The following is a 22216-nucleotide window of genomic DNA, read 5'->3' as shown; positions in this document are numbered from 1 at the left end:
TCTTATCGCATATGCCCATCACGCGGGGTGGGTGTTGCGATTTGAAGGAGTTGTTCCCATGGTCGGCACGATCACGCCAACCGTCGATCCGATAGGCGCCATCTATCGCAGTGAGACGATCGCACTGCCCGGCGGCGGCCTTGCCACCATGGCCGCGGATGGCGAGGACATCGAGATCCAGGCCTATGACGCTGCGGGCAGAGCCTCTGGAGCCCCGATCGTCCTGGCCTCGGCCCTGCCGGAAAATTCGGGTGACATCTTCGGTGACGGCGGCACCAGCGCCTTCGGGGTTTCGGCGGACGGCAGCCGGTTCGTCGTCGTCTGGAACCGCTTCGACGCCTCGACCCAGTCCTGGGACTTCACGGCACAGGTCGTCGGCGCAGACGGGCGCCTCATCGGCGGGGCCGTCACGTTGGATACGCCGGACCGCGGCCCCTTGCCGTTCAACGAGGCGGTCGATGTCGCGCCGACCGCGGACGGTGGCTTTCTGCTGCTCGGAATCCAGCGGCAATCGAACCAAGCTGAGATCCTGGTCTTTACCGCCCGACTCTCGCCCGAGGGCGCGCAGATCGGCGACGGCGCCGAGGTCGGGCGCTACTTCACGGCGCGAGGCGAACTGGCGTCAGGCAACGACCAAGCCTTTCTGCTGGTCCAGCGCGGTGCCAATGGCGGTATCGATCTCTGGCGGCTCGGCGAGGATGGCGAACCATTGGGCGATCGGGTCGAACTGGCATACCCGCTGCCTGATGGGACGTACCGCACGACTCTCGGCCAGGCCGAGGTGCTGGCGAATGGCGACCTGCTGGTGTCGTGGAATAATTACTCGCTGACGGGCGAGTTTGGCCGAGACGTGCCGGTCTCGACCGGCTTTCAACGCTTCGACACCGCCGGCAATCGCATCGGCGATGCGGTCTTCACCGGGCGCTCGGCGGGCGTTGCCGCCTTGCAGGATGGTGGCTTCGTGGTGTTCGAGGACACCTACTACGTCTTTCCGACAAGTCCGGGCACGGAACCGACCATCTATCCGGGCGTCCAGCTGTTCCGCGTCTTTGACGCCGATAGCCATCCGATCGGCGAGCCCGCCTTGCCGGGCATCCGCGGCAGCTTGGTCGCGATGGCTGACGGCAAGGTCGTGGTGGTCGGCGACGACGATGGCGCCATCTTCGATTATCCCGCGTCCCACGATGCGCAGTGGGGCGGCAGCCAGGCCTATATCGCGACCTGGCAGGACCAGGAGCTGCTGTCCCGCCAGGACGGCATCGGGATGCTGCGGTCCGATGCCGGCGTCGCCATGAAACCCTGGATCGCCAATTTCGAGGCCGCGAGCGACGCGGACGGCATTAATGCCACGGCCAACGCCATGGCGAACCACCTGCTCGGCGGCAACGGCGCCAACGTCTTCATCGCCGCCGGCGGCAACGACAAGCTCTATGGCCTGGGCGGCAACGACTGGCTGCTGGGACAGGATGGCAACGACCTGCTCGACGGCGGCGACGGCCATGACGTGCTGCTGGGCGGGCTGGGCAACGACAGCGTCGCCGCCGGGGCAGGGGCCGACACGGTGACGGGCGACGATCGGGACGACGCCATCGGCGGCGGCGCCGGCCACGACCTGGTGCAGGGCGGCACGGGGCAGGACTTCGTCCATGGCGATGGCGGGAACGACACGCTGGCGGGCGGCGCCGGCCGGGACTGGGTGAATGGTGGCGCCGGGGATGACATCGTCAGTGGCGACCGGGATGCCGACACGCTCGAGGGCGGCAGCGGCGCCGATCAGTTCCGCTTCGGCGCCGGCTCGGGCCAGGACGTCATCCTCGACTTCGAGTATGGCGCGGCGGGCGACCGGATCGTCATCGACGTCGCCGGCAACGGCACCTTGAACGGCCTGGCGATCCCGGGCAGCGCCGGCCTGCTCAACGCGGCCGAGGATACCGACGACGGCGTCTTGATCGCGCTGGGGGAGGGCCATTCGATCCTGCTGGCCGGCTTGGCCAAGGCCGACCTCGGCGCCGACATGTTCCTGCTGGTCTGACGCGGCGGCCGCCCGTCAGGCCAGCACCGCCGGGTTGACGACCGTCAGCCCGTCGAAGCGCCCGGCGAGGCCGCGGACCACCGCCTCGGCGCAGGCGACCGCCACGCGCGCGACCGCCTCCGGGCAGGAGGCGGCGACGTGCGGCGACAGCACGACATTGTCCAGGGCGAGCAGCGGGTCGTCGGGGGACGGCGGCTCCTGCTCCAGAACGTCCAGCCCGGCGCCGGCCAGGCGCCCGGCGGTCAGGGCGGCGGCCAGCGCCTGCTGGTCGACGACCGGCCCGCGCGCGACATTCACCAGGAAGGCCGATGGCTTCATCCGGGCCAGGGCGTCCGTGTCGATCAGGTGGTGCGTCCGCGGCGTCAACGGCATGGCCAGCACCACCGCGTCCGCCTGCGCCAGCGCGCTCGCCAGGGGAACGGCCGCCGAGACGGCCGGGTCGACCGGCAGCACCCGCATTCCGAACGCCTCGGCCAGCCGGCCGATGCGCTGGCCGATGCGGCCCCATCCCACCACGGCCATGGTCTTGTCGCGCAGCTCGACCGCGCCCGGCGCGCGCGACCAGGCGCCGCCCTTGATCGCCCGGTCGTAGGCCGGCCCGCGGCGCGCCAGCGCCAGCAACAGGTGCAGCGCATGCTCGGCCACCGCGTCGGCGTTGGCGTCGCCCGTGGTCAGCAGGGGGATGCCGCGCCGGGTGAGGGCGGGCACGTCGAAATTGTCGAAGCCGGCACCGTTGCGGCAGGCGATCCGCAGCCGCGGCGCGGCGTCGATCATGGCGGCGGTCAGGGCCGGCTGCTCGTTCACCAGCACGATCGCCGCCGCCTCCGGCAGGGCTGCCGCCAGATGCTCGGGCATCGGCTCGGATAGGACTCGCACCGCGATGGCTGCAGCCTGCAAGGCCCCCATGCCGGCCGGCGGCAGCGGTTCGGATAGGATGACGATCGGGGCGGACAGCGCGGTCGATACTGGCATGGCGATTGAATGGCATGCTGCGGGAACGACGATCAACCGCCGATCGCCGAGGGCGGCGTATTGCATGCTGCTCCCGATCGGTGCCAGCATTCGCCTCGGGGTGTCGTCGCCGTCGAGCGGCGGCGGCCGGCTCGCGCAGGCCCGGCGAAGAAAAGGGAGAAGGATAATGATGAAGCGCATTCTTGTGGCCGGAGCCATGGTGGCGATGGCCGGTGGCGCCTGGGCGCAGGACCTGCCCAAGGCGCAGTTCAAGGCGATCGGCCTCAACGGCCCGACGGTGGCCTCGATGGTCGACGAGCTGCCTTTCTGGCGCAAGACCATCCCCGAGGCCTCCAAGGGCGCGATCACCGTCGACGTGACGCCGCTCGACCAGATGGGCATCGACGACAAGACCATGCTGCGCCTGCTGAAGCTGGGCGTGATGGATTTCGCCGGCATGGACATCTCGAAGATGGCCGGCGACGACCCGCGCTTCGAGGGCTGCGATCTGGCCGGGCTGACGCTTGATCCGGACAAGGCGCGGGCGGCCTGCACCGCCTGGGGGCCGGTCATCGACCGCCAGATGCAGAAGAACTGGAACGCCAAGCTGCTGGCCTTCGGCGGCAACCCGCCGCAAGTCTTCTGGTGCCGCGACGTCCTGCCCGGCCTGGACGGGCTGAAGGGCAAGAAGGTCCGCGTCTTCAACAACACGATGCGCGACTTCCTCGGCGGCATCGGCGCCACCGCCGTCAGCATGGCGTTCGCCGAAGTCGTGCCGGCGCTGAACAACGGTGTCGTCGACTGCGGCGTCACGGGCAGCCTGTCGGGTAACACGGCCGGCTGGGCCGAGGTGACGAAGTCGCTCTATCCCATGTCGCTCGGCTGGAGCATCAATGCGCTGGCTGTCAACCTTGGGACGTGGAATCGCCTCGATCCGAAGGTGCAGGCGTTCCTGACGGCGCAGTTCAAGACCTACGAAGACAAGATGTGGGGCACGATCAAGGAGGCCATGTCCCAGGCCGACAACTGCAACACCAACAAGCAGCCCTGCACGCTGGGCAAGCCCGCCAACATCACCATCGTCGCGGTGAAGCCGGCCGAGGCCGAAACCCACAAGAAGCTGGTCGAGGGCGCGGTCCTGGCCAACTGGGCCAAGCGCTGCGGTGCCGAGTGCGTGAAGGAGTGGAACGAGACCGTCGGCAAGGCGCTGGGCCTGAAGGCACCGGTGAGCTGAGCGTCCAGGCAAGGTCGATCTCATGGGACCGGGCGCCCGCGCGCCCGGTCCGTTTTCTTTCCAGATATCCGTTTCAGGAGGCGGAATGACGACCGTCCTCGCCTTGGCGCATCGCGTGTCCCGGTTCGGCCTGTGGTTCGGTGGTGCCCTCGTGCTGCTGGCCGCAGTCCTCATCGGCATCGATGTCGTGATCCGCAAATTCTTCAGCACCTCCATCGGCGGCGCCGACGAACTGGCCGGCTATGCGCTGGCCATCGGCACATCGTGGGGGCTGGGTGCGGCCCTGATCGAGCGCGCGCACATCCGGATCGACAGCCTGTACGTGCTGTTTCCCAACGCCCTCCGCGTCGTGCTGGACGTGGCCGGCCTGGTCCTGTTCGTCGGCTTTTTCGCGCTCGTCGCATGGCACGGGCGCCTGGTGGTCGAGCAGTCCTGGATCTCCGGCTCGCGCAGCCAGTCGGCGATCGAGACGCCGGTGGTCCTGCCGCAGGTGCTGTGGATGGCCGGCATGCTGCTGTTCTTCGCGGTCGGCGTCGTTCTGCTGATCGAGGCACTGCGTCGCATCTTCTCCGGCAATGTCCAGGGCGCCGTGCAGCTCATCGGCACGCGCTCGGCCGAGGAGGAGGTGGAGGAGGAGATCGCGGCCCTGGCGGCTGCCCGCCACGCCGGAGCCGGCCGATGATCTGGACGACGCTTGCCGTACTGATCGGCCTGCTGGCCCTGGCCGTGCCGGTGGCAGCCGGCCTCGGCGTCCTGGGGCTGGCGCTGACCGAGTTCTATTCGCGGATGCCGTTGTCGCTCGCCATGGGCGAGATGGCCTGGTCGACCTCCAACAACTTCCTGCTGGTGGCCATCCCCTTCTTCGTGCTGCTGGGGGAGATCCTGCTGCGGTCCGGCATGGCCGAGCGCATGTACAACGCGCTGGTGCAGTGGATGCCCTGGCTGCCCGGCGGCCTGATGCATTCCAACATCGCCGCCTGCGCGATGTTCGCGGCGACCTCCGGATCGAGCGTCGCCACGGCCGCCACCATCGGCACGGTGGCGCTGGGCGAGATCGAAAAGCGCGGCTACAACGAGCGCCTGTTCCTCGGCACGATCGCCGCCGGCGGCACGCTGGGCATCCTGATCCCGCCCTCGATCAACATGATCGTCTATGGCGTGCTCACCGAATCGTCGATCCCCAAGCTCTATCTGGCGGGCGTCATTCCGGGGCTGGTGCTTGCGGGGTTGTTCAGCCTGACGGTGCTTCTGCTCTGCCTGTGGCGCCCGGCCTGGGGCGGCACGCGGACGACGACCACCTGGGAGGCGCGCATCCGCAGCCTGCCCGACCTGCTGCCGCCGCTGCTGATCTTCCTGGCCGTCATCGGGTCGATCTATGCCGGCTGGGCAACGGCGACCGAATCCGCGGCGCTGGGCGTGCTGGCGGCGCTGGCTGTGGCGGCCTGGAGCCGGCGCCTGACCTGGCGGGTGCTCCTCGTCGCGTTCGAAGGCACGATGCGCACCACCGCGATGATCATGGCGATCCTGATCGCGGCCTACTTCCTCAATTTCGTGATCACCTCGATCGGCCTGACCAACCAGGTGAACCGGTACATCACCGCCCTCAACATGACGCCGGTCGAGCTGCTCATCGCGGTCGTCATCTTCTACCTGATCCTCGGCATGTTCATGGAGACGCTGTCGATGATGGTGGCGACCGTGCCGATCATCGCCCCCATCATGTTCAAGGCGGGCTACGACCCGATCTGGTTCGGCATCCTGATGGTCCTGCTGCTGGAGACCGCGCTGATCACCCCGCCGGTCGGCGTGAACCTCTATGTCGTGCAGGGGCTACGCAAGCGGGGGCGCATCGACGACGTCATCATCGGAACCCTGCCGTTCGTCGCGACGCTGATGCTGATGATCGTGATCATCTCGGTCTTCCCGTCGATCGCGCTCTGGCTGCCGAAGGCCGCGACCGGATGACGAGGACGGCGGCTGGTCAGCCCTTCGCGTAGGGGTTGACCAGCCCGTCCACCACCTGGCGCAGGACGGCGCGGATCTGCTCCTCGTCGCAACCCATCAGGACGGCATCCTCGAGCGCGTCCTGGCAGGCCCCGCGGATCTCCTCGAGGTTCTGGTCGAGGACCTTGATCTTCTCCAGGCAACTGATCGGCCGGCCCTCGGTGTCGAGCCAGTAGGAGCGGGCAGGGGGGCTGCTGGGGGCGTCGGGCGGCATGGCGTTGCGTCCAGGGTCGCTGGCGGGAACTGCCGACCAAGATGGGGTGCCGGCCGCGCCAAGGGAAGAACCCTTCATTCCTGGCCATGTCCATGGTCGCCGTCGCCCGCCAGCGGAATGAGGTTGAGCTGGCCGTAGCGCACGTCGCGCTCGCTCAGAACGGCCTCGGCGAAGCCGCGCACGGCGGTCGTGTCGCCGCGCAGCAGGCACACCTCCAGGCAATTGTGGTGGTCGAGATGGACATGGGTTGTGGCCACCACCAGCCCGTGATGGTCGTGCTGCACGTTGGCCAACCGGGACGCAAGCTGGCGACGGTGGTGGTCGTAGACATAGCTGACGGCCGCGACCGAGGTCGCGGCTGCCGGCTCGGACACGGCCGGGTCGGCCAGGGCGTGGCGCACCAGGTCGCGGATGGCCTCCGACCGGTTCGTGTAGCCGCGCCGGCCCATGAAGGCGTCGATGGCATCGGCGACCTCCTGGTCCAGGCTGATCGTCAGGCGCTGCACCATCGGCAATTCTCCTCTTCGGCCCATCCTCGCCGATTCGACGCGCGCGTGCCGGTATGATTATCGCACCCAATTGTCATACTATGGCAGCGAACCACGAGTGGGGCGGGATGATGGGACGGCTGGGCGGCGCCATGCTGGCGCTGGCAGGATGGTTGGCGGCGCTGCCGGCCGCGGCGACGACGCTGGTGGCGGCCATCCCGGGCGATCCGGGGCATCTGAACCCCGCCATCACCACGGCATCGCCCGTACATGCGGTGGCCGATTCCGTGTTCAACGGCCTGGTCGCGCTCGACCGCGACGGCAATCCGGTGCCCGACCTGGCGCGGAGCTGGCAGGCGGGCGAGGGCGGCCGGCGCTATGTCTTCACCCTCGATCCCGCGGCGCGCTGGCAGGACGGCCGGCCGGTGACGGCGGACGACGTGGTATTCACCTTCCGCGACGTGCTGCTGCGCCACCACGCCCGCACCCGCGCCAGCCTTGGCCCCGCCCTGCCGACGGTCGAGGCCGCGGATGCCGGCACGGTCGTCTTCACCTTCGAGCGGCCCTATGCCGCCCTGCTGCGCCAGCTCGACGTGACCGAGGCGCCGATCCTGCCCCGCCATGTCTATGGCGGTGCCGATATCGCGAGCCACCCGGCCAACCTGCGCCCGGTCGGCTCCGGTCCGTTCCGCTTCGAATCCTACCGCAAGGACGACAGCGTCGTGCTGGCCCGGCATGACGGCTACTTCAAGGGCCGGCCGGCGCTGGACCGGCTGGTGTTCCGGGTGATCCCCGATGCCGCCACCCAGGTGTCGGCCCTGATCCAGGGTGAGGTCGACTATCTGGGCCGCGTCGGCCCGGCCGATGCCGCGCGGCTGGCGGGCCGCGGGGTGACCCTGCTCTCGACCCGGTCGGGACCGGGCGGCGCCAATTGCGCGATGACCGTCGCCTTCAATCTGGATCGCCCGATGCTGGCCGATGCGCGCGTGCGGCAGGGCTTCGCCATGGGTATCGACCGCGCCCAGATGGTCGACCGGATCATCCATGGGCAGGGACGGGTGGCGGCCGCCCCGATCGCTTCCGGCATCGAATGGGCACACCTGCCGGGCGCCCTGGCGGCCGTGCCCCACGACCGGGCCGCGGCTGGCCGGCTCTTCGACGTGGCCGGCCTCCTGCCGGGTCCCGACGGGGTGCGCGCCACGCTCGGCATCGTCCATTTCCCGCAATTCGCACGCTATTCCGACCTGATGCGCGAACAGTTGGCACCGCTCGGCATCCGCCTGGCGGCGCGCAGCGTCGACCCGGCGGCACTGGCCCAGACGGTGTTCACGCGGCGCGACTTCGACCTGGCGCTCATCTCCTACTGCAACGGCGTCGACCCGGAGATCGGGGTGCGGCGGATGTATGATTCGGCCGCCATCGGCAACGTGCCCTTCTCGAATGCCGCCGGCTACCGCAACGGCACGGTCGACGAGCTGTTCCGCGCTGCGGCGGCCGCGACCGACCTTGGCGAGCGGGGCCGCGCCTATCGCGCGATCCAGCAGGAGGTGGCCCGCGACCTGCCCTACTGGTGGCTGGTCGAGACTGATTTCGTCAGCGCCCACCGCAATGCCTTCACCGGCTTCGCGCCGTGGAGCGGCCAGTTCGCCGAGCGGGTGCGGCCGGCGAACTGAACGATGCTGGCCGCCCTGGCGGGGCGCCTGGGCGCGGCAGCCCTGGCGCTGCTGGCCGTGGCGACGGCGACCTTCCTGCTCGTCCACATGGCGCCGGGCGGGCCGCTGGTCGCGCTGGGCGGCGAGCATGCCGCCCCTGGCCAGGTGGAGGAACTGGCCCGCCGCCTCGGCCTCGACCGGCCGCTGTGGCGGGTCTATCTCGACTGGCTGGGCCGGCTCGCCCAGGGCGACCTCGGGGTCTCCTATCGCCACCAGATGCCGGTGGCGGCGCTGATCGCTGAACGCCTGCCGGCCACGCTGGCGCTGGTGGTGCCGTCGATCCTGCTGTCGGCGGCGATCGGGGTGGCGCTCGGCCTGCTGGCACTGCCGGGACCGGGGCGCCCGCGCCGGGCACTGGCCGGCTGGATGGCCGCTCTCCACGCGCTGCCCACCTATCTGGTGGCCCAGCTCCTGGTGCTGGCGCTGGCGCGCGGGTTGGACCTGCTGCCGGTGCAGGGGATCGCGGACGCGCGCGCGCCGGCCGGTTCCTGGCCGGGGCTGGCGCTGGACTGGGCGCACCACCTGGTCCTGCCGGTCACGGCGCTGACGCTGCATCACCTGACCCTGGTGGCGCTCCTGGTCCGCCGCCGCGTCGCCGACGAACTGCCGCGCGCCTATGTCCGCACCGCCCAGGCCAAGGGCGCGTCCCCGCTGCGCGTGCTGCTGGTGCACGCCCTGCCCAACGGCTTGCTGCCGCTGGTTGCCCTGCTGGGGGTCCGGTTGGGTTCGGTCATCGTCGGCGCGGTCGTGGTCGAGACGGTCTTCGCCATCCCCGGGCTGGGCCGGCTGCTGGTCACGGCAGCGGTCGCGCGCGACCATCCGACGGTGATCGGCGTCGCCCTGGTGGCGGCCGCCGCCATTATCCTGGCCAACCTCGCGACCGACCTTCTCCACCGCCGGACCGATCCGCGGTTCGAGGAGGTCGGATGATTTCTCCTTCGCAAGAAGCAAGCGCGGCCGTGCCGGATCGATATCGGCCCGGCGTCCGTGCGCCCCTCGACTGCTCGCTGCGCAGCGGACCGGGCAGCCGAAGCGCGCGATGACCGGTGTGCCGCCCATGCGCGAAGATCGTGCGGCCGCGGGCGGGGGCCGTGCACGCCGTCTGCGGGCCATGGGCTGGATGGCGATCGCCCTGACGGTGGCGTTGCTCAGCCTCGCGGCGGGCGAAGGTGGCGGCCTGGCGCTGCCGTTCCAGCCGCCCGGATGGGGCCACCCGCTTGGCACCGACGATCTCGGCCGCGACCTGGCCGGGCTGCTGGCGGCGGGCGCCTGGACCTCGCTGCTGGTCGGCGGCGGCACCGTCCTGCTGGCGCTGGGGATCGGGCTGGCGGCGGGGCTGGTGGCCGCACTCGGGCCGTGGTGGGCCGATGGGTTGGCGATGCGGATGGCCGACATGGCGATCGCGCTGCCGGCGCTGCTGGTGGCCATCGTCGTGGCCGCGATCTTCGGCGGGTCCAGCCTGCAGCTGGTCCTCGTCCTGGGGCTGGCGCGCTGGCCGTTGATCGCGCGCATCGTCCGGGCCGAGGCGCGGGTGGCCCTGCGTTCGGAACTCTTCCGCGCCGCCCTGGCGCTGGGCGCCTCGCCGCTGGCCGCCACCCGCCGGCACCTGCTGCCACCAATCCTGGCGGCCGTGCTGCCCAATGCCGGCATCCTCTTCGGCGGTGCCATACTGGCCGAATCCACCATGAGCTTCGTCGGGCTGGGCGATGCCGGCCGAACGAGCTGGGGCCGCCTCGCTGCCGAGGCGGCCCCATATGTCGAAACCGCGTGGTGGATGTGGGCCGGGCCGGCGGCCGCCATCGCGGTGACCGCGGCCCTGGTGGCCGTGCTGACCGACCGGGCTTCTACACCCGCTCGATGATGATGTTCTTCGAGCCGTCCAGGCTGGCCCGCCAGCCGGGCAGCACGACGCAGGTGGCGTCGTACTCCTCGACGATCAGCGGCCCCATCGTGGGCTCGCCGAGGTCCGAGCGGCGCACCACGCGGGTCTCGATCCACCCCTTGTCCGGCCCGAAATAGGCCGGCCGCGGCGGCGGCGCGTCGGGCTCGGCCCGGGTCGGGCGCACGTTCTCGGGCACGCCGCCGCCCAGGCGGATGCCCAGGCCCACGACCTGGATCGACACCAGCTCGACCGGCTCGTCGGGGCCGGCGCGGTGGCCGTAGGTGCGCTCGTGCTCCTGGCCGTAGGCTTCCTCCAACTGGCGCATCACCGCGGCGTCGATCGGGCCGTCCGGCACCGGCACGGTCAGGTCGAAGGTCTGGCCGTGATAGTGCAGGGCGGCTGCCCGGACGATCTTCGCATTGGCGCCGGTGAAGCCCTCCGCCTCGAGCTGATGCTGGGCCTGGCCGGCCATCGCGTCCCAGGCGGCATTCACCTCCGCCAGGTCCGCCTTGCGCGTCAGGCGGCGGAAGGTGCGCGAATAGTGGTGCTCGACATCGGCGTAGAGCAGGCCGAAGGCCGAGAAGAGGCCGGGCGAGGGCGGGATCACCACCCGCGTCATGCCGAGCGATTCGGCCATGCCGCAGGCGAACAAGGGCCCGTTGCCACCAAACGCGAACAGCGAGAAGTCGCGCGGGTCGCGGCCGCGCTCGGTCGAGACCGAGCGGATCGCGCGGATCATGTTGGAGGCGGCGATCAGATGGGCGCCGTGGGCCGCGCGCGCGACCTCGATGCCGAGCGGCCTGGCCACCTTCTCCTCGAAGGCCGCGCGGGCCTTGTCGCCGTCCAGCTTCACCGCGCCGCCGACGAGATAGCCCGGGTTGATGTAGCCCAGCACGACGTTGGCGTCGGTCACGGTCGGCTCGACGCCGCCCTTGCCGTAGCAGACGGGGCCGGGGGTGGACCCCGCACTCTCCGGCCCGATCTGCAGCGAGCCGCCGGCATCGATCCACACCAGCGAGCCGCCGCCCGCACCCACCTCGGCCAGGTCGATCGCCGGCACCTTCAAGAGGTATCCCGCACCCGTCAGCAGGCGCGAGCCGATCATGATGCCGCCGCCGACCGAGTATTCGGACGCGCGCGTCACTTGGCCGTTCTCGACCGTGGCGGCCTTGGCCGTGGTGCCACCCATGTCGAAGGTGATGATGCCGGGCAGGTTCTTCGAGCGGGCCAGGGCCTGGGCGCCGACGACGCCGCCGGCCGGGCCGGACTCGATGATGTTCATCGGCTTCTCGGTCGCGGCCTCGGATGTCATCAGGCCGCCGTTCGACTGCATCAGCAGCAGGCGCGCCGGCACGTCGGCCCGGTCGAGCCCGCCGCGCAGCGCCCGCAGATACCGGGCGACGATCGGCATGACATAGGCGTTGATGACCGTGGTCGAGGTGCGCTCGTACTCCTTGATCTCTGGCAGGACCTCGAACGAGATCGAGACCGGCAGGTCGGGCGCCTTGCGGCGGATGATCTCGGCGATCATCTGCTCGTGCGCCGGGTTGGCGTAGGAATGCAGCAGGCAGACCGCGATCGCCTCCACCTTCTCGGCCAGCAGGGCGTCGACCTGGGCCTCGGCGTCGGCCGGGTCGAGCGCCTGCTCAATGGCCCCGCTGGCGGCGATGCGCTCGTCCACCACTCGGCGAAGGCGGCGCTCGACGAGCGGCTCGGGCTTCTCCCAGGCGATGTCGTAGAGGCGGGGCATGCGCAGCGTGCGGATCTCCAGCACGTCGCGGAAGCCTTTGGTGGTGATCAGGCCGGTGCGCGCACCCTTGTGCTCCAGGATGGCGTTTGAGGCCACCGTCGTGCCGTGGCGGATCTCCTCGATGACGTCGCCGGAGAGGCCCGTTTCCTCGAACACCTCGACCAGGCCCTCGACGATGGCGCGGGCATAGTTGTCGACGCTGGAGGACACCTTCTTGGTGTGGATGGTGCCGTCGGAGCCGAGCAGCACGATGTCGGTGAAGGTGCCGCCGATGTCGACGCCGACGCGATAGTTCACGGTCATGCTCTTACTCCGCCGCCTGGGCTGCCGGCGCGGCATCGGTCCATTGCACGGTGGGGGTGGTGGTCCAGCCGCGGGTGCGGCGGATTTCCGCCCGCGCCAGGTCGCTCGCCCCGGCATCGACGGTCCAGGTGGCGGTGTCGACGACGACGCCATAGTCGGCCTTGGCCTTGGCCGGCGACAGCAGCTCGTTGCGCACGTCCTTCAGCACCTTGGCCGGGTCGCGCTCCAGGGGGTCGCCCCAGCCGCCGGCACCCGCCAGCACATGGCGGAAGACCTCGCCCTTGCGGATGGTCATGGTCAGCTTGGACGGCAGAATCTCGTTCTCGGCGTCGGGGTTGCGATAGTTCTCGGACGGCTGGCCCGGGCTGCCGCCATAGAGGCCGAACGGGCGGTGCGTGCGCCGGTCGGAGCGGACCTGCAGCACGCCTTCCTCCTCCAGGAACTTGTAGTCGCGCCGGAACGGCACGCCGCCGCGGAACTTGCCGGCACCCGCCTTGTCGGCCACGAACTCGTAGGCCAGAAGCTGGATCGGATGCTCGGCCTCGGTCACCTCGATCGAGTGCGAGGCCATGTTGGCGAACATATGGCTGTTGCCGTCCAGCCCGTCGGCCCACGGCCGGGCACCCCAGGCGCCGCAGGTGAAGTCGACATAGATGAAGGGCTTGCGGTCGGGATAGTAGCCGCCGATGGAGATGCCGGTATTGCCGCCGTCGCCGGCTGCGAACACCTTGTCCGGCAGCATCATGGCCAGCGCGCCAAAGACGCAGTCGGTCATGCGGAAGCCGGTCAGGCCGCGCGCCGCGCAGGCCGCCGGCAGCACGCCGTTGCCGACCGTGCCCGGCGGGCACACAACCTCGATCGCCCGGAACACGCCCTCGTTGTTGGGAATGCCGCCGGGCAGCACCGAGCGCACGCCCGTATAGGCGGCGGCCTTGGTGAAGGAGAGGGTGTTGTTGATGGCGCCCTTCACCTGCGGGCTGGTGCCGGTCCAGTCGACCAGCATGTGGTCGCCCTTCTTGGTCAGCGTCACGAACAGGCGGATCGGCTTGCCATAGTCGACGCCGTCATCGTCGATCCAGTCCTCGAACGACCATTGCCCGTCCGGCAGCTTCGACAGGGCGGCGCGCGTCAGGCGCTCGGCATAGTCGACCGTCTCGACCATGTAGGCCGACACCTGGTCGGGGCCGTAGCGGGCGACCAGCTCGGCGAACTGCTTCTCGGCGATGTGGCAGGCGGCAAGCTGGGCACGCAGGTCGCCGAAGACCTGCACCGGCAGGCGCACGTTCTTCTCGATGAATGCGACGACCGTCTCGTTGCGCTTGCCGGCCTCGTAGAACTTCAGCGGCGGGATGCGCAGCCCCTCGGCATAGATCTCGGTCGAGTCCGATGCGTTCGAGCCGGCGACGCGACCGCCCACATCGGTGTGGTGGCAGACGGTGGCGGCGAACGCCATCCGCCGGCCCTCGTGGAACAGCGGCTTGAAGATGAAGATGTCCGGCAGGTGCATGCCCCCGTCGAACGGGTCGTTCATGATGTAGACGTCGCCCTCGCGCATGTCGGCGGAGAAGTGCCGCATGATCGATTCCATCGCGGTCGGGATGGAGCCGAGATGGCCAGGCAGGGTCAGGCCCTGCGCCACCAGCTTGCCCTGCGCGTCGGCGAAGCCGGTCGAATAGTCCATGTTGTCCTTCAGCACGCCGGAATAGGTCGTGCGGAAGACGGTTAGCGCCATTTCGTCGGCAATCGAGAAGATCGCGTTCTTGAACAGCTCGAAGGCGATCGGATCGCGGGATTCGGCCATGTCTGGGGTCAGCTCCTGGTGGGGCGCCGGGGCGGCTGCGGAGAGGGGGGCATTGTCGGGCGGCAGAGGCGCCACCGCAACCCGTTTGGCCGCAAGATCGATGCCATTGATCGGAACGGGCGCGGCCGCTTTCGCCGACCCCGCCGATCCGCTAACTAGGACGGACCGATCGGCAGCGAGGGGAGTGCGGGTGATGATACGTCTGGAGCGCGAAGGGGCCGGGGTGGCCGAGGCCGAGATCAATGACATCGTCGTCGGCGGCATGACCGCGCTCGACGAGGACGCGATCCATCATCACCTGGAAGAGATGAAGGCGATCGGCGTGAAGATGCCGGACACCTTCCCCTTCTTCTTTCGCATCTCGGCTGGCTTCCTGACGCAGGCGGACCGGGTCCAGGTGCTGGGCACCGACAGCTCGGGCGAGGTCGAGGCCGTGGTCGTCACGCTCGACGACGGCCGCTGGCTGACGCTGGGCTCGGACCACACCGACCGCAAGGTCGAGGCCTATTCCATCAACGTCTCCAAGCAGATGTGCCCCAAGATCATCGGCCGCAAGGCGTGGCGCTTCGACGAGGTGTCGGGCCATTGGGACAAGCTCATCATCCGCTCCTGGACGACGACCGACGGCGTGCGCGCGCTCTACCAGGAAGGGCCGCTCGCCTCCATGCGCCACCCCGACGACCTGACGGCGCGCTATCTGGGTGGGGCGGGCAAGCTGGCCGCGGGCACTGTGCTGTTCTGCGGCACCATCGGCGCCATGGGCCCGCTGGCCCATTCCGAGCGGTTCGAGATGGAGATCGAGGACCCGGTGCTGGGCCGCAGGATCGGCCATGGCTACGACGTCGAAGCCCTGTCGCGGATCGACTGAACCCATGTTCCAGATGCGCCCCATTGCCGACCTGGCCGCCGACCTGGCCGCCGGCCGCACCACCAGCGCCGAATTGACCGAAGCCGCACTCGCCCGCATCGCCGACCCGGCGGGCGAGGGGGCGGCCACCTTCATGGTCGTCCATGCCGATGCCGCGCGCGCGGCCGCCGAGGCGTCCGACCGGCTGCGCGCGGCCGGCGTCGTGCCCTCGCCGCTGGCCGGCATCCCCGTTTCGGTCAAGGACCTGTTCGACGAGCAGGGACAGGTGACGCGCGCCGGCTCGACCGCGCTGGCGGGCGCCCCCGCCACGGCCGACGCGCCGATCGTGGCCCGCCTGCGCGCCGCCGGTGCTGTCATCGTCGGCCGCACCAACATGGTGGAATTCGCCTTCTCCGGCGTCGGCCTCAACCCGCACTACGGCACGCCGGCTGCACCCTTCGAGCGGGCGACCAACCGGCGGGTGCCGGGCGGCTCGTCCTCGGGTGCCGCGGTCTCGGTCAGCGACGGCATGGCCGCCGTCGCCATCGGCTCGGACACCGGCGGATCGGTGCGGATCCCGTCCGCCTTCTGCGGCCTGGCCGGTTTGAAGCCGACTGCCAGCAGGGTGCCGACCGCGGGTGCCTTCCCCCTGTCGACGACGCTCGATTCCGTCGGGCCGCTGGCGCCGACGCTGGCGTGCTGTGCCGTCGTCGACGCCATCATGGCCGGCGAGGCGCCGACCGTTCCTGCCGCGGCCCCCCTGGCCGGACTGCGCCTGGGCCTGCCGCGCAACATCGTCCGCGACGGGATCGAGGCGGTGGTGGCCGACCATTTCGATGCCGCCCTGAAGCGCCTGTCGGCGGCCGGCGCGCATATCGTCGAGTTCGATTTCCCCGAGCTGGACGAGATCCCAGTCGCCAATTCCAAGGGCGGGTTCGCGGTGGCCGAGGCCTGGGCGCTGCACCGCCAGCGCATCGCCGAGCGCGGCCAGCAGTTCGACCCGCGCGTGCGCGTGCGGATCGAGCGGGGCGTGCAGATGGAGGCGGCCGACTATGTCGACCTCATCCACACACGCGCCAACATCAACCGCCGGGCCGACGCGCGCACGGCCGTGTTCGACGCCGTCATCATGCCGACCTGCGTCGTGCTGCCGCCGCCGATCGCGAACTTCACGGACGACGGCTATTACGGCCGCACCAACCTGCTGATCCTGCGCAACACCGCGCTCGGCAACTTCCTCGACCGCTGCTCCGTCAGCATTCCGGCAACGCCGGCCGGCGCCCCGCCGGTCGGCTTCTGCCTGGTCGGGCAGCGGGGCGACGATCGCCGCCTGCTGTCGGTCGGGCGCGCTGTCGAGGCGCTGCTGGCTGCCTGATCCGGGCCGGGCGATGCGGCTCTACAGCCAGACGCGCAACTCCGCCGGGTGGCGGGTGCGCATCGCCCTGCACTGGAAGGCGGTGCCGTTCGACTATGTTGCCGTTTCCGGCCTGGCGCCGGGGGAGTACCGGCGGATAAACCCGCAGGGCCTGCTGCCGGCGCTGGCGGTGGGCGGGCGGATCGTCGCCCAATCCGCCGCGATTCTCGAACTGCTGGAGGAACTGCATCCCGCGCCGCCGCTGCTGCCGGGCGACCCGGTCGCGCGGGCGGAGGTGCGGGCCTTCGCCGGGCTGATCGCGGCCGACCTGCACCCGCTCAACAACAACCGGGTGCGCAAGTACCTGGCCGGCCCGTTGGGGCGCTCGCCGGCCGAAGTCGACGGCTGGTACCGCCACTGGGTCGCGGTCGGCCTGGCCAGCCTGGAGGAGACGCTGGCCGGCTCCCCCGTCGGTGGCCCGTTCTGCTTCGGCCCGGCGCCGACCCTGGCCGACCTGCATCTCGTACCGCAGATCTACAACTGCCGCCGCTTCGGCTGCGACCTGGCCCCCTATCCGCGACTGGTAGCGGCCGATGCCGCCTGCCGAGATGTCGCGGCCTTCCGAGCGGCCGCACCCGAGCACCTGCCCGACTATTCGGGTGCCGAGCCGCCCTGGATGGCGTGATCCCGGGTCAGAACGTGTAGGTGACGCCGAGCAGGGCGAATGGCTGCAACTTCTCTTCCACGATCGGGCTGTCGGCCGCGTCGCCCAGCAGCCGCTTCAGGCCGACGGTGCCGCGCACGCCCCAGCGCTCGGTGACGGCATAGCGCCCGGTCAGCGCCACGCGGACCGACTTGAAGCCCGCGTCGGCGTCGTATTGCGGCAGGCCGGAGGCCAGCGATTGGCGCCGGGTCACGCCGAAATAGCCACCCATATGGTCCGAATCGGCCCAGGTCGCCCCGACGCTGCCGGTCAGGAAGAACCGGTCGCCGAAGCGCTGCGTGTAGCCGAGCCCGGCCTCGACCTCCACGCCGTCCGTGCCGCCGAAATTCTGCTCCGCCGACAGCGACGCGCGCAGCCCGCCGATGCGATAGGCGGCCGTCAGCCGAAGGTCGGCGCCAGGGTCGATGTTGCCCAGCCCGCGCAGATTGCTGTCGTCGTCCTGGTCGCGGCCGCGGTCGTAGTTGACCGAGGCCGAAAGCGAGAAGCCGCGATAGTCCAGGAATTGGATGCCCAGCCCCTGCTCGGTCGTCAGGAAGACGGAATGGAAGCCGGCATAGCCAGGCGTCCATCGCAGGTCGAGGATCGGCAGGGGCAGGATTTCCATCTCGCCCGAGCCCTCGTACTTGGGCGCGACCAGTGCCCCGGCGCCGACCGTGGCCGACCAGCGATCGGCCGCGACGGCCGTTCCCGCCGAAGCCAGCAGCACCAGGCTGGCACCAAGATGGATCACCGTTCGCATGGCCATGGTCTCGTTCGTCACTGCCTGTCCTCGAATCGACGCCGCCCGCTCGACGGCGGTGGCACCTTCCTATCGGCGCTGCTGTGCATCAAGCCGCCATGGACCACAGTTTCGTGATCGACGATCCGGCCGCCCGGCGTGATCCAGCCACCCTGTCACTGCGTGGGTGGCTCGGGCTGCATGTCGAGCGGCTGGAACAGGCGCGAGCGATAGGTGCGGCCGTCGCGGCCGAGGATGCGGTGGCTCTTGTCCTTGGACCAGCCGGACAGGTGCAGGATGCGGATGGGGTCGTAGGGCGGCGCCGGCTCCACCAGCCGGCCGGCGGCCGGGTCCCACATCGGCAGGGCCAGGTGGCAGAGCCAGTTGCAGGTGGCGGGCAGCGCCGTCATCGCCATGCGGTGATGGTGGATGGCGACGTTCATCGCCGACTGCTCGGACATGAAGAGGGGGCCGCGGCGGTGGTCGGTCTGGCGCCGCATCGCCTCGACGTAGAGCCGTTCCCACAGGTCCCACAGGGGCGCATCGGCGGCGATGCCGTAGACGCCGGTGTTGATCATCGGCTTCAGGCTCATGGCGGCCGCCACCTCCGCCCCGAACGCTTCCTCGTACCAGCGGTCGAAATGGCGCCACATCTTCCAGTCGAGATGGCCGCGGAAATAGAGCCGGTCGAACTCCAGCCCGATCGCCAACTGGCCGCGCAAGGCCTCGGCCGCGATCTCGGGAATGGCCGTCCAGTCCAGCACCGCGGTGTCGGCATCGAGCCAGACATAGACGTCGTAGCCGGGGAAGAGGCGGCGCATCCGCAGCTTGCCGAAGAGGGTGGCGACGCCAGGTGCGGTCGCCTCGAAGATGGCGCGCGTGGGGAAGTCGAAGTCCCAGGCGATCGGCGCCACGGCGATGGACCGGCCGGTCAGCTCCGCGCGATCGGCCGGCGCCAGCCCGCCATCGATGAAGCCCATGGCGATACTGGCCCTGGCCGCGTCCGCCTCCACTGTCGACAGCAGGTTGCGGGCCAGCGGGAACTGCTTGCTGTCGCAGCCGGTGACGATGATCGTTCGCGGGCTCACGGCCGGGTTTCCGCCCGGACCTGCAAGGGAAAGCGCAGGGTCGAGAGATAGGGCCGCCGGTCGCGGTCGCGCAGGCGCATGACCGCCGATCGCGCCTGGCCGGAGAGGTGGACGATGCGGATGGGCTGGCCCGGATAGCCCGGCTCGACCAGGCGCGCGCCGTCCCAGGTGGGGGCGGCCAGGTGGCAGAGCCAGTTCCAGGTCGCGGGCAGGGGAGCGACCGGCAGCTTGTGGCGCAGCAGGGCGACGTTGAGCGCCAGGTCCGCGAAGGGCAGCGATGGCGCCGCCGCCGATCGCCGCTCCCAACCGGCCCGGATCGTGCTGGCCCAGGCGGCCCAGTGCGGTGCGGCGGCATCCAGCGCCATCACGCCGCCATTGGCAAAGGCGCAGAGCCAGCCGAGATTGGCCGCCTCGCGCCCGAAGACGGCATCGGTCGCCGCCCGGTAGCGGTGCCACATGCCGGCGTCGGCGAAGAACGGGCGATAGCCGCGGTCGATCTCGTAGCAGGCCGACAGCGCATCGCCGGGTGCGGCCTCGGCCAGCACCGGCAGGGCATCGGCCGTCTGCACCCAGGTGGCGGAGTCGAGCCAGATGTAGCGGTCGAAGCCCGGCACCGTCTGCGGCAGCCACGCACGGGCGCGGGTGACGGCGTCGGCGAAAGGCCCGTCCAGGATGACGGTCGCGCGGCCGGCCGCGACCGCCGCGTCGGGCACCAGGACGCGCACCGGCCATGCCGGCGACAACCGATCGAGGGAGGCCAGGAGGCCGGCCAGGAGCGCGCCATTCGGCGGGTCCCAGGCGGTCACGACGACGCATGGCATGCAGGCAAACCGAATCTTCGGACCGGCCCAGCCCAGTCCGCCGGCAACTTACGATATCAGGGTGACCGCGCCAGATTTTTCCCGCATATCGGGGCCGGCAGCGGTTGGAGGAAGGGCAGGATGGCGATGGATTCGCAAGGGCTTGGACAGTCGGGCGGGCGCCCGCGGGCACGCGACCTCGGCATCCCCTTCTCCGGGCCGACCGGGGCCGCCAACGCCATCACCGACGTGCCCGGCGTGACGGTCGGCCATACCACCCTGATCGACGGCGACCGGGTGCGCACCGGCGTCACCGCCATCCTGCCGCGGTCCGAGCAGGGGCGGCCGGCGCCGGTGTGGGCCGGCATGTTCTCGTTCAACGGCGCGGGCGAGCTGACCGGATCGCATTTCGTGGCCGAATATGGCTGGTTCCTGGGGCCGATCTGCCTGACCGGCACGCACAATGTCGGCGTCGTCCACAAGGCGTCGCTCGATTGGTTCCTGGCCCGTCACGGAGCCGCCATGGGGCCGGGCTTCTGGCACCTGCCGATCGTGGGCGAGACCTGGGATGGGTTCCTCAACGACAGCCATGGCGGCCACCTGAAGGCCGAGCACGTGCTGGCCGCGCTCGACGGTGCGACCGGCGGCCCGGTGGCCGAGGGGGCGGTCGGCGGCGGCACGGGCATGAGCTGCTATCAGTTCAAGGCCGGCATCGGCACGGCCTCGCGCCTGGTCAAGGCGGCTGGCGACTGGACGGTGGCCGCATTGGTGCAGGCCAACTTCGGCCGGCGCGACGAGTTCCGTCCCTTCGGCCGCCCCTACCGACCACTGCCGGGCGGAGGCAGCGACCCGAAGCCGGGCGAGGGGTCGATCATCGGCATCGTCGCCACCGACGCGCCGCTGCTGCCGCACCAGCTCCAGCGGCTGGCGCGCCGGGCGGCGGTCGGCATGGCGCGCACGGGAACGTCGGGCAACAACGGCTCGGGCGACATCTTCATGGCCTTCTCGACCGCCAACGCCCTGCCGCTCGATGCCGACCGGGGCGTGACGCCCCTCGACCACCTGCCGAACGAGCAGTTGAACCCGGTCTTCGCCGGGGCCGCCGACGCGGTGGAGGAGGCGATCCTCAACGCCATCGTCGCCGCCGACACTATGGTTGGCCGCGCCGGCAACCGGGTCGAGGGGATCGACCGGGATGCCGTGCGGGCGATGTTCGTTCAGCAATGATTAAGTAAGGTTAAACTACAGAATTTTTACGACGCCGCCCCTGGTGGGAGAATGTAGATATCCTTCATTCTCTCATAGTCTCTGGTGGCAGGAGGGCCCGCGTTATTAAAGAGTTCGCTCTTTTCTGTGTCGGAGAATCCGATAATAGTTAAGTAATGATCAAGGTTTACCGAGGTAAGAAAAAGTGAGAACATTTTTTCTGGCTCTGGCAAATCGGCTCCCTTTAAGCCCAGCAAATATTTTATAAGTGGCTCGCTAAGAAATCTATCATTTTGCGAGGAAAATATTCGCCGCTGTTCATTTTTAATGAGCTTTTCCGAATCTATATTGGTAGTAGATTTTATGAGTTCCTCTCCGTATGTTTTGAGTGACTTTACTATGTCCGAAAGATTGCTTATTTGGTTTTCGAGATTTGATATTTTTGTGTCTGTATTCTTCTTTCGAAGTAAATCAACAAAAATGCCAGCCCACTGTTCTCTTAGCCATCCGGTGATGTCCTCGATAACACTAAAATCTTTGACGAATATAGTTCTGTTTTTCGTCAATATGTCGTCAATCATCTGGTATATTCTAGGATCATCAACGTGAGCATAATTTATAGATGCATTGTCTCTATTTTGCTTAAAGGTCCTATATTCTGAAAATACAGACTGTTCTACAAAAGCAAATATTGAAATTTCTTTAGAATGTGCTTTTTCATACTCGCGATTGGTCACCGACCGGATTCTCTCGATGTATTTTTTTGGGTCTTCTTTTATTTTCTGCTCATCTTCTGGACTTAAGGCTCCATATCGGCCACCAATAATTAATATCAAGATATCTGAGTTTTCGACTTCCTTTAAGCAAGACTCTTCTAAGGTGGCGTCATGATGAAAAGGAATTGCCCCTTTTTCAAAAAGGATTGGCTCATATCCAAGGCTGCTAACAAATGTTTCGATACCCGACCGAATATACTTAAGATCGTAATAGGTTGAGCTAATAAAAACTCTTGGCCTAGCCATTTTCGGAACCTGTCTATTAAAGCAAGGGTCACGCTGCTATCGACTGAGGCGAATGGTAGAGTTTGTGTGGAATTTTAGCAACCAGA

The 22216-nt window shown here is 68.8% G+C and carries 20 protein-coding genes; 11 read left to right on the top strand and 9 right to left on the bottom strand.

Going from position 1 to position 22216, the window contains the following annotated elements; genetic code table 11:
* The first annotated feature begins 58 nt into the window (after positions 1–58).
* Positions 59–2032 carry a calcium-binding protein gene (locus tag STVA_RS15380; protein WP_123694761.1) on the top strand — a complete coding sequence of 658 codons (1974 nt, stop codon included), beginning with the start codon at positions 59–61 and terminating at the stop codon, positions 2030–2032.
* 15 nt (positions 2033–2047) lie between these two features.
* Here the strand turns inward: STVA_RS15380 and STVA_RS15375 are convergent, their stop codons facing one another.
* Entirely contained in the window at positions 2048–3004 is a 957-nt protein-coding gene (locus STVA_RS15375; protein WP_170216691.1) for an NAD(P)-dependent oxidoreductase, read from the bottom strand.
* A gap of 169 nt (positions 3005–3173) precedes the next feature.
* Here STVA_RS15375 and STVA_RS15370 point away from each other — a divergent pair, with 169 nt between their 5' ends.
* The 3 genes from STVA_RS15370 to STVA_RS15360 all read left to right on the top strand — a co-directional run bounded on the left by STVA_RS15370 (position 3174) and on the right by STVA_RS15360 (position 6182).
* A complete protein-coding gene (locus tag STVA_RS15370; protein WP_170216690.1) occupies positions 3174–4217 on the top strand; it encodes a TRAP transporter substrate-binding protein in 1044 nt (347 codons plus the stop codon).
* A gap of 85 nt (positions 4218–4302) precedes the next feature.
* Positions 4303–4899, top strand: coding sequence for a TRAP transporter small permease subunit (locus STVA_RS15365; RefSeq protein WP_170216688.1), 597 nt, complete (start codon positions 4303–4305; stop codon positions 4897–4899).
* The gene (locus tag STVA_RS15360; RefSeq protein ID WP_123694756.1) at positions 4896–6182 is read left to right on the top strand and encodes a TRAP transporter large permease; all 1287 of its coding nucleotides are present in this window, start codon (positions 4896–4898) and stop codon (positions 6180–6182) included. Before STVA_RS15365 ends, STVA_RS15360 begins: the two co-directional genes overlap by 4 nt.
* 16 nt (positions 6183–6198) lie before the next feature.
* Here STVA_RS15360 and STVA_RS15355 read toward each other — a convergent pair whose 3' ends face one another.
* Together STVA_RS15355 and nikR are read right to left on the bottom strand one after the other, a co-directional pair.
* Positions 6199–6435, bottom strand: a complete 237-nt coding sequence (locus STVA_RS15355) for a hypothetical protein (RefSeq protein WP_123694753.1) — start codon at positions 6433–6435, stop codon at positions 6199–6201.
* 74 nt (positions 6436–6509) lie between these two features.
* Positions 6510–6944: a nickel-responsive transcriptional regulator NikR gene (gene nikR, locus STVA_RS15350; RefSeq protein WP_245978558.1), complete on the bottom strand. Its 435-nt coding sequence runs from the start codon at positions 6942–6944 to the stop codon at positions 6510–6512.
* 107 nt (positions 6945–7051) lie between these two features.
* On the opposite strand from nikR, the gene STVA_RS15345 reads away from it, so the two are divergent.
* The 3 genes from STVA_RS15345 to STVA_RS15335 all read left to right on the top strand — a co-directional run bounded on the left by STVA_RS15345 (position 7052) and on the right by STVA_RS15335 (position 10496).
* A complete protein-coding gene (locus STVA_RS15345; RefSeq protein ID WP_123694751.1) occupies positions 7052–8596 on the top strand; it encodes an ABC transporter substrate-binding protein in 1545 nt (514 codons plus the stop codon).
* A 3-nt stretch (positions 8597–8599) separates the two neighbouring features.
* Positions 8600–9565 (top strand): ABC transporter permease, encoded by a 966-nt coding sequence (locus tag STVA_RS15340; protein ID WP_123694749.1) that lies wholly within the window; start codon positions 8600–8602, stop codon positions 9563–9565.
* A 127-nt stretch (positions 9566–9692) separates the two neighbouring features.
* A complete protein-coding gene (locus STVA_RS15335; protein WP_170216686.1) occupies positions 9693–10496 on the top strand; it encodes an ABC transporter permease in 804 nt (267 codons plus the stop codon).
* Here STVA_RS15335 and STVA_RS15330 read toward each other — a convergent pair.
* Positions 10480–12570, bottom strand: coding sequence for a hydantoinase/oxoprolinase family protein (locus tag STVA_RS15330; RefSeq protein WP_123694747.1), 2091 nt, complete (start codon positions 12568–12570; stop codon positions 10480–10482). The two genes, STVA_RS15335 and STVA_RS15330, sit on opposite strands and share 17 nt — an antisense overlap.
* A 4-nt stretch (positions 12571–12574) precedes the next feature.
* Entirely contained in the window at positions 12575–14371 is a 1797-nt protein-coding gene (locus tag STVA_RS15325) for a hydantoinase B/oxoprolinase family protein (RefSeq protein ID WP_123694745.1), read from the bottom strand.
* 193 nt (positions 14372–14564) lie between these two features.
* Between STVA_RS15325 and STVA_RS15320 the strand changes: the two genes are divergently transcribed.
* The 3 genes from STVA_RS15320 to maiA are packed head-to-tail and all read left to right on the top strand — an operon-like array spanning position 14565 to position 17257.
* The gene (locus tag STVA_RS15320; protein ID WP_123694743.1) at positions 14565–15239 is read left to right on the top strand and encodes a DUF2848 domain-containing protein; all 675 of its coding nucleotides are present in this window, start codon (positions 14565–14567) and stop codon (positions 15237–15239) included.
* 4 nt (positions 15240–15243) lie between these two features.
* Positions 15244–16593 (top strand): amidase, encoded by a 1350-nt coding sequence (locus tag STVA_RS15315; RefSeq protein ID WP_123694741.1) that lies wholly within the window; start codon positions 15244–15246, stop codon positions 16591–16593.
* Between the two features lie 13 nt (positions 16594–16606).
* Positions 16607–17257, top strand: coding sequence for a maleylacetoacetate isomerase (maiA, locus tag STVA_RS15310; protein ID WP_123694739.1), 651 nt, complete (start codon positions 16607–16609; stop codon positions 17255–17257).
* A gap of 7 nt (positions 17258–17264) precedes the next feature.
* Here the strand turns inward: maiA and STVA_RS15305 are convergent, their stop codons facing one another.
* From STVA_RS15305 to STVA_RS15295, 3 genes are all read right to left on the bottom strand, one after another.
* On the bottom strand, positions 17265–18041 hold the full coding sequence (locus tag STVA_RS15305) for a MipA/OmpV family protein (protein ID WP_142235782.1): 777 nt from the start codon (positions 18039–18041) through the stop codon (positions 17265–17267).
* A 149-nt stretch (positions 18042–18190) separates the two neighbouring features.
* Positions 18191–19102: a hypothetical protein gene (locus tag STVA_RS15300; protein ID WP_123694736.1), complete on the bottom strand. Its 912-nt coding sequence runs from the start codon at positions 19100–19102 to the stop codon at positions 18191–18193.
* Positions 19099–19923 (bottom strand): glycosyltransferase family protein, encoded by an 825-nt coding sequence (locus tag STVA_RS15295; RefSeq protein WP_123694735.1) that lies wholly within the window; start codon positions 19921–19923, stop codon positions 19099–19101. The genes STVA_RS15300 and STVA_RS15295 overlap by 4 nt, the downstream gene beginning before the upstream one ends.
* Positions 19924–20043: 120 nt before the next feature.
* On the opposite strand from STVA_RS15295, the gene STVA_RS15290 reads away from it, so the two are divergent.
* A complete protein-coding gene (locus STVA_RS15290; protein WP_123694734.1) occupies positions 20044–21129 on the top strand; it encodes a DmpA family aminopeptidase in 1086 nt (361 codons plus the stop codon).
* A gap of 26 nt (positions 21130–21155) precedes the next feature.
* Here STVA_RS15290 and STVA_RS15285 read toward each other — a convergent pair whose 3' ends face one another.
* Entirely contained in the window at positions 21156–22130 is a 975-nt protein-coding gene (locus STVA_RS15285; RefSeq protein WP_123694733.1) for a DUF4062 domain-containing protein, read from the bottom strand.
* Between the last annotated feature and the right edge of the window lie 86 nt (positions 22131–22216).

It is taken from the genome of Stella humosa (assembly GCF_006738645.1).
Classification (GTDB): domain Bacteria; phylum Pseudomonadota; class Alphaproteobacteria; order ATCC43930; family Allostellaceae; genus Allostella; species Allostella humosa.
The sequence above is the reverse complement of the archived record's forward strand: the minus strand, read 5'-3'. Positions and strand labels throughout refer to the sequence as shown.

What these genes read in the sequence shown, in the direction of transcription:
- STVA_RS15380 (WP_123694761.1), top strand. Translation starts at nt 59, where the DNA reads ATGGTCGGCACGATCACGCCAACCGTCGATCCGATAGGCGCCATCTAT.
- STVA_RS15375 (WP_170216691.1), bottom strand. Translation starts at nt 3,004, where the DNA reads ATGCCAGTATCGACCGCGCTGTCCGCCCCGATCGTCATCCTATCCGAA.
- STVA_RS15370 (WP_170216690.1), top strand. Translation starts at nt 3,174, where the DNA reads ATGAAGCGCATTCTTGTGGCCGGAGCCATGGTGGCGATGGCCGGTGGC.
- STVA_RS15365 (WP_170216688.1), top strand. Translation starts at nt 4,303, where the DNA reads ATGACGACCGTCCTCGCCTTGGCGCATCGCGTGTCCCGGTTCGGCCTG.
- STVA_RS15360 (WP_123694756.1), top strand. Translation starts at nt 4,896, where the DNA reads ATGATCTGGACGACGCTTGCCGTACTGATCGGCCTGCTGGCCCTGGCC.
- STVA_RS15355 (WP_123694753.1), bottom strand. Translation starts at nt 6,435, where the DNA reads ATGCCGCCCGACGCCCCCAGCAGCCCCCCTGCCCGCTCCTACTGGCTC.
- nikR (WP_245978558.1), bottom strand. Translation starts at nt 6,944, where the DNA reads ATGGTGCAGCGCCTGACGATCAGCCTGGACCAGGAGGTCGCCGATGCC.
- STVA_RS15345 (WP_123694751.1), top strand. Translation starts at nt 7,052, where the DNA reads ATGATGGGACGGCTGGGCGGCGCCATGCTGGCGCTGGCAGGATGGTTG.
- STVA_RS15340 (WP_123694749.1), top strand. Translation starts at nt 8,600, where the DNA reads ATGCTGGCCGCCCTGGCGGGGCGCCTGGGCGCGGCAGCCCTGGCGCTG.
- STVA_RS15335 (WP_170216686.1), top strand. Translation starts at nt 9,693, where the DNA reads ATGCGCGAAGATCGTGCGGCCGCGGGCGGGGGCCGTGCACGCCGTCTG.
- STVA_RS15330 (WP_123694747.1), bottom strand. Translation starts at nt 12,570, where the DNA reads ATGACCGTGAACTATCGCGTCGGCGTCGACATCGGCGGCACCTTCACC.
- STVA_RS15325 (WP_123694745.1), bottom strand. Translation starts at nt 14,371, where the DNA reads ATGGCCGAATCCCGCGATCCGATCGCCTTCGAGCTGTTCAAGAACGCG.
- STVA_RS15320 (WP_123694743.1), top strand. Translation starts at nt 14,565, where the DNA reads ATGATACGTCTGGAGCGCGAAGGGGCCGGGGTGGCCGAGGCCGAGATC.
- STVA_RS15315 (WP_123694741.1), top strand. Translation starts at nt 15,244, where the DNA reads ATGTTCCAGATGCGCCCCATTGCCGACCTGGCCGCCGACCTGGCCGCC.
- maiA (WP_123694739.1), top strand. Translation starts at nt 16,607, where the DNA reads ATGCGGCTCTACAGCCAGACGCGCAACTCCGCCGGGTGGCGGGTGCGC.
- STVA_RS15305 (WP_142235782.1), bottom strand. Translation starts at nt 18,041, where the DNA reads ATGGCCATGCGAACGGTGATCCATCTTGGTGCCAGCCTGGTGCTGCTG.
- STVA_RS15295 (WP_123694735.1), bottom strand. Translation starts at nt 19,923, where the DNA reads ATGCCATGCGTCGTCGTGACCGCCTGGGACCCGCCGAATGGCGCGCTC.
- STVA_RS15290 (WP_123694734.1), top strand. Translation starts at nt 20,044, where the DNA reads ATGGCGATGGATTCGCAAGGGCTTGGACAGTCGGGCGGGCGCCCGCGG.
- STVA_RS15285 (WP_123694733.1), bottom strand. Translation starts at nt 22,130, where the DNA reads ATGGCTAGGCCAAGAGTTTTTATTAGCTCAACCTATTACGATCTTAAG.